Source organism: Rhizobium sp. RAF56 (assembly GCF_052113965.1).
In the GTDB taxonomy this organism is placed as follows: Bacteria; Pseudomonadota; Alphaproteobacteria; order Rhizobiales; family Rhizobiaceae; genus Rhizobium.
The window spans coordinates 1-413 of record NZ_JBFRDU010000149.1; the positions used below are offsets into that span (position 1 = coordinate 1).

Here is a 413-nt window from a genome sequence, read left to right on the forward strand (position 1 = left end):
ACCATCGACGGCGGTCTCGGTAACGACACCCTCTCGGGCGGCGACGGCAACGACGGCGTCAACGGCGGTGCCGGCAACGACAGCGTCGACGGCGGCGCGGGCAACGACACCGTCACGGGCGGCATCGGCGACGACACCGTCAACGGCGGCGACGGCAACGACAGCGTCGACGGCGGCGCGGGCAACGACACGGTCACGGGCGGTATCGGCGACGACACCGTCGCTGGCGGCGACGGCAACGACAGCGTCGACGGCGGCACGGGCAACGACACGGTCACCGGCGGTATCGGCGACGACACGCTCAATGGCGGTGATGGCCAAGACACGCTCGACGGCGGCGACGGCAACGACGTCGTCAACGGCAATGACGGCAACGACAGCGTCGACGGCGGTGCSGGYAACGACACGGTCGA

Annotated in this window: 1 protein-coding gene; it reads left to right on the forward strand. The window is 70.8% G+C overall.

Going from position 1 to position 413, the window contains the following annotated elements:
• Positions 1-413: calcium-binding protein (locus AB4048_RS29015; RefSeq protein WP_442205377.1), on the forward strand; the 413-nt coding region annotated here is incomplete at both ends.